General features: G+C 64.6%; 8 protein-coding genes. 4 read left to right on the top strand and 4 right to left on the bottom strand.

Annotated elements, in window-relative coordinates:
• The coding region (locus WBB85_RS01375; RefSeq protein ID WP_432636833.1) for an SDR family oxidoreductase at positions 1–257 on the top strand (257 nt) is incomplete at its 5' end.
• 66 nt (positions 258–323) lie between these two features.
• Here WBB85_RS01375 and WBB85_RS01370 read toward each other — a convergent pair.
• Both WBB85_RS01370 and WBB85_RS01365 read right to left on the bottom strand, forming a co-directional pair.
• Positions 324–716 carry a hypothetical protein gene (locus tag WBB85_RS01370; RefSeq protein ID WP_432636832.1) on the bottom strand — a complete coding sequence of 131 codons (393 nt, stop codon included), beginning with the start codon at positions 714–716 and terminating at the stop codon, positions 324–326.
• A gap of 10 nt (positions 717–726) precedes the next feature.
• A complete protein-coding gene (locus WBB85_RS01365; RefSeq protein ID WP_432636831.1) occupies positions 727–1,083 on the bottom strand; it encodes a hypothetical protein in 357 nt (118 codons plus the stop codon).
• 151 nt (positions 1,084–1,234) lie between these two features.
• Between WBB85_RS01365 and hemF the strand changes: the two genes are divergently transcribed.
• From hemF to WBB85_RS01350, 3 genes are all read left to right on the top strand, one after another.
• Positions 1,235–2,125, top strand: coding sequence for an oxygen-dependent coproporphyrinogen oxidase (gene hemF / locus WBB85_RS01360; RefSeq protein WP_432636830.1), 891 nt, complete (start codon positions 1,235–1,237; stop codon positions 2,123–2,125).
• Positions 2,126–2,132: 7 nt separating this feature from the next.
• Complete coding sequence (locus tag WBB85_RS01355; RefSeq protein WP_432636829.1) at positions 2,133–2,768, top strand: LysE family translocator; 636 nt, start codon at positions 2,133–2,135, stop codon at positions 2,766–2,768.
• Between the two features lie 70 nt (positions 2,769–2,838).
• Positions 2,839–3,132, top strand: a complete 294-nt coding sequence (locus tag WBB85_RS01350; protein WP_432636828.1) for a chorismate mutase — start codon at positions 2,839–2,841, stop codon at positions 3,130–3,132.
• A 3-nt stretch (positions 3,133–3,135) separates the two neighbouring features.
• On the opposite strand, the gene WBB85_RS01345 is transcribed toward WBB85_RS01350, so the two are convergent.
• Positions 3,136–4,383 carry a glycerate kinase type-2 family protein gene (locus WBB85_RS01345; protein WP_432636827.1) on the bottom strand — a complete coding sequence of 416 codons (1,248 nt, stop codon included), beginning with the start codon at positions 4,381–4,383 and terminating at the stop codon, positions 3,136–3,138.
• A gap of 3 nt (positions 4,384–4,386) precedes the next feature.
• Positions 4,387–5,156, bottom strand: a 770-nt coding sequence (locus tag WBB85_RS01340) for an HpcH/HpaI aldolase/citrate lyase family protein (RefSeq protein ID WP_432636826.1), incomplete at its 5' end; no start/stop codon positions are given.

The raw sequence follows: 5,156 nt of genomic DNA, 5'->3' as shown, positions 1-5,156 counted from the left end.
CCGAACGCATCCGCGTCAACGGTATCGCAATCGCCAGCGTGATGAGCGCGAGCCTGCAAGCCAGCCTCAGAGAAAACCCGGACTGGCGCGGTGCGATCACCGACGGCACGCCGATGGGCTTCATCGGCTCACCGTCCGAACTGGCCAATGCCGCACAGTTTCTGGCCTCGGATGGCGCGGGGTTCGTGACCGGGCAAATCCTGACCGTCGATGGCGGGCGGGGATTGCTCGACCCGGTTCAGGTGCCCGCCTACTAAAGCGTTTCGGGTTTACGTGGGCTCCGATTTCGGATGCGTGTGGTTCTAACCGAAACCTGAAACGCCCTAACCTTCGGGAAACTGTGCCCGGCACCGGGCGATGTCACCCGTCGCACGCCGGGCAAGGGCGGCGCGGCGCTCTTTTAATCCGTCGAGTTTGCGGGCCTCGACCTGCGGGTCGATGGCCAGTGGGCGTTTTACTGTGCGGACCTCTGGTTCAAAGCACATAGGCCGGACGCGGTGACGGTCCCGCCGGATATGGTCGTCGCAGACTGTCCAGACATGACGTACGACCTCGCGGCTTTCAAAGGCATAACCGCGCGCCAGATTGGCCTCGGTTTCGGCAATCAGCCTGTCGAGGATACGTGCTTCCTGCGTGGCCGAGCGGATGCAGCGTTCCTGCGGTGTGCCGCAGGCGGCCAGGATCAATGTGAGGGCGAGAGGGGCAGCAAAACGCATCAGGCTTCTCCTACTCTCGGCCACAGGCATCGATCCGCGCCATAAGGGTATCGCGCCGTGCCTCCAGCGATGCAAGCTTGCGCTTTTCGGCTTCGGTATCAATGGCCACGGCGCGGCGAGCCGCGCCGGGATCGGTACAATAGCTGAGCCCCACATTCGACCGCGCCCCGCCGAGGCAGAAATTGACCCGCGCGCCACTCTCCGCCCGTTCCATGCGATAGCCACGATCCAGCGCAGAGCGGCTGTCGGCGATCAGGGTTTCAACCGTACGAAGCTCGCGCGTCTGCGGCCCGGCACAGCGAGTGGCCGGATCCTGTTCGCATGCTGTTACGGCGAGTACTATCAGGGGGACAAGAAAGCGGGGCATAGCGACCTCGGGCAATGGTTACGGGTGCGATCATAACGCATTACCGGCCTGCGCCAAATCACAGTCGTGTCGCTGCGCGGATATGTCATTCTGGCCGGGGGATTGGTAAAGGTGCTAGGCCAAGAATGATGGTCTGAAGGGAAAACGGGGTATGGGCGGCGCATTCGAGGCGGAAAAGAAACAGGCATCGGACTGGTTCCGCAGCCTGCGGGATCAGATTGTCGCATCCTTCGAAGAGCTGGAGGACGGCGCTGTCTCGGGTGCTTCGGCTAAGAACGCGCCGGGCCGGTTCGAGGTCAGCCGGACCCGCCGCGACGGGCAGAATGGCGAGGATGCGGGCGGCGGCATCATGAGCGTGATGCGCGGCGGCCAAGTTTTTGAGAAGGTGGGTGTGAATGTCTCCACCGTTCATGGCACGCTTGGTGCGCGGGCACAGGCGGCAATGGCGGCGCGGGGCGTGCCGGGCATGGACAAGGATCCGCGGTTCTGGGCCTCGGGTATCAGCCTTGTCGCCCATATGCAGAACCCGCATTGCCCGGCCGTCCACATGAACACCCGCATGTTCTGGACGCCGCATGCCTGGTGGTTCGGCGGCGGCGCCGACCTCAATCCCTGTATCGAATATGATGAGGACACGACCCATTTCCACGCCACGCTGGCAGCCGCCTGCGATGCCCATGATCCGGGCTATTACACCCGCTTCAAATCCTGGGCGGATGAGTATTTCTTCGTGCCGCATCGGGGACGGGCGCGTGGGGTCGGCGGCATCTTCTATGACGATTTGAACACTGGCGACTGGGCGGCAGATTTCGCCTTTACGCAGGCCGTGGGCAGCGCCTTCCTGCCCGCCTTCCGCCCGCTTGTCGAACGCCACCTTCCAACGGAGTGGAGCGACGCCGACCGCGACACCCAACTCATCCATCGTGGGCTCTATGCCGAATACAACCTCGTCTACGATCGAGGCACCAAGTTCGGGCTGGAAACCGGGCACGACGCCAATGCGGTGCTGATGAGCCTGCCGCCGCTCGCCAAATGGGTCTAGCCCGGCGATGAACGGTCTGGCCCTTGAAACGCTTGCGGCATTCATCCTGACATCGGCGGTGATTGAACTCACGCCGGGGCCGAACATGGCCTGGCTTGCCATTGTCGCCGCGACCGAAGGGCGGCGACCGGGCTTTGCCGCGGTGGCGGGCGTGGCGCTGGGACTGGCCATTGTCGGCGTCGCGGCGGCCCTTGGGGTGGCGGCCTTGGTGACGGCGTCCCCCTTTCTCTATGAAGCATTGCGCTGGGGCGGCGTCTTCTATCTTCTCTGGCTCGCCTGGGACGGCTGGCGCGATGGTGGCGACGGGGTCGACAAGATGCCCTTCGGCGCGCGCATGCTGCGCTATTTCCGGCGCGGCCTGATCACCAACCTTCTCAACCCCAAGGCGGCGGTTTTCTATATCGCCGTCCTGCCTGCCTTCACCAATCCAACCGGGGATGCGCTGACGGAAACGTTAACGTTGTCAATGATCTATGTGGCGGTCGCGACGGCAATTCATGTTGCGATCGTGGTGCTTGCGGGGCTTGCCCGGCATGTTCTCGACGATCCACGCCGCAGCCGTATCGTCCGCCGGACCCTTTCGGCGCTGCTTGCGGTGATTGCTCTCTGGTTCGCCTGGACGACGGGGCGCGCGTCTTTCTGATGGACAAGCGGCCGCATTGTGAAGCCACGCCCGGCGCTGTAAGAGGCGCGTCAAACCAACGGAGTAAGCGATGAAACCTGCGGACTGCGCGACCATGGCCGAAGTGAGGGCCGAGATCGACCGGATCGACGCGGCGCTCATCGAATTGCTGGTGGAACGGACGAGTTATATCGACCGCGCGTCCGAGTTGAAGCCCGCCCTTGGCCTGCCTGCCCGGATCGACGACCGGGTGGAGGATGTGGTGGCGAAGGTGCGCGCGCGGGCCATGGCCGAAGGGCTCGATCCTGCTCTGGTGGAAACCCTCTGGCGGCGGCTTATCGACTGGTCCATCGCCCGTGAGGAAGCGGTGATGGGGGCGGGCTGAGGTTCAAGCCAGCATCAGAATCTGCACATCGGCGACATTGGTGCCGGTGGCACCAGTGATCAGCAGGTCGCCCGCTGCGTTCAGGGCCGCATGGCTGTCATTGTTGGCGAGAAGCGCCTCAGGGTTCTGCCCGGCGGCGCGGATGCGCTCCGCAGTTCCGGCATCGACAATGCCCCCCGCCGCATCGGTCGGCCCGTCGCGGCCGTCGGTACCGCCCGAAAGAAACACCCAGTCGCGGTCCAGGTCGGGCATCGCAAGGGCGACGCGCAAGGTGAGTTCCTGATTGCGTCCGCCCAGACCGTCGCCCTGCAGGACCACCGTGGTTTCGCCGCCGAAGATCAGGCAGGCGGGGCGGTCTTTCGGGGCCGTACCGGCGGCGGCGATCACCGCTTCCGCGGCCTCGGCGACATCGCCGGTAAGGTGGTCGCTGACGATCCGGGCATTCGCCCCGGCGGCCTTGGCGACGGCATTAAGGCTTTTGCGGTTCGAACCGATCAGGATGTTTTTTGCTTGCGGCAAAGGGGGTTGCGCCTTGGCCGCATTGAGATGGGCTTGGACCGGGGCGGGCAGGCGACCCCAGATGCCGCGCTCTGTCAGCAGCGCCTTTGCCTCTGCCGCCGTGCCGATGGGGGCGACGGTCGGGCCCGAGGCGATGACGCGCAGGTCGTCGCCGATCACGTCCGACAGGATATAGGCGGAAACCGGTGCGGGGGCGGCATGGCGCAGCAACCCGCCGCCCTTCAGCTTTGAGATCTGCTGGCGGATCAGATTGATTTCGGTGATCTCGAACCCGTGCGCGAGGAGAAGCCGGTTGACCTCGGCCTTGTCCTCCAGCGTCAACCCCTCGGCCGGAGCGGGCAAGAGGGCAGAGCCACCGCCGGAAATGAGGGCGATCACGCGGTCGGATTCGGTCGCCGTGGCCAGCCGCCGGATGACCTCCGCCACCGCTTTCGCGCCGTTCTCATCCGGTACCGGATGGCCCGAGGCCATCACCGTTGCGCCGGGCAGGTTCCGGGCGTTTTCGTAGTTGGTGATCACAAGGGCATCGGGGGCGACATCCCCCAGATTGCGCAGCAGCTCCTCGGCCATCGGAATGGCGGCTTTGCCAATGGAAACAACATGATAAACCCCGCCCGGATCGGGGCGGGGCAGGGGGTTTTCGGAGAGGGCCGCGCGCAGCGCAAGGGCCGGATCGGCCGCCCTGCGGGCGGTCTGAAACAGCTCTTTCGCGGTGTCGCGCAGCCCTGCCATGGGTCAGGCGGTCGCGATCTGCTTGGCCTTGGTGACCAGCACCTCGGCCTGACGGATCGAGGCGTAGTCGATCAGACGACCATCGAGCGACACGGCACCCTTGCCGGCGGCCGCGGCCTCTTCCATCGCTTTCAGGATGCGCTGGGCCTTGGTGACCTCGGCCGCGGACGGGCTCATCACCTCATTGGCAAGCGTGACCTGGCTCGGGTGGATCGCCCATTTGCCTTCGCAGCCGAGAACGGCGGCGCGTTTGGCGGCGGCCTTGTAGCCCTCGGGGTCCTGGAAATCGCCGAAGGGACCGTCGATCGGGCGCAGCCCGTTGGCGCGGGCGGCGACGACCATGCGGGCCAGCGCATAGTGCCACATATCGCCCCAATGGGTGGCGCGGGTGTCATCCGCCAGTGGGTCGGTCAGGACGGAGTAATCCGGGTTCACACCGCCGATGATCGTGGTGCGCGCACGGGTTGAGGCGGCATAGTCGGCAACACCGAAATGGAGCGATTCGTTCCGCTTCGACGCACCGGCAATCTCGGTCACGTTCTGCATGCCAAGAGCGGTCTCGATGATATGTTCGAAACCGATCCGTTTCTTATAGCCTTTCGCATCCTCAATCTGGGTCACCATCATGTCGACGGCATAGACATCGGCGGCGGTTCCGACCTTGGGGATCATGATCAGGTCGAGACGTTCGCCGGCCTGTTCCACGACGTCCACGACGTCACGATACATGTAATGTGTGTCCAAACCGTTGATTCGGACCGACATGGTTTTCT

Source organism: Albidovulum sp., from assembly GCF_049646345.1.
Classification (GTDB): Bacteria; Pseudomonadota; Alphaproteobacteria; order Rhodobacterales; family Rhodobacteraceae; genus Albidovulum.
This window is presented reverse-complemented; position numbering and strand designations above follow the sequence as displayed.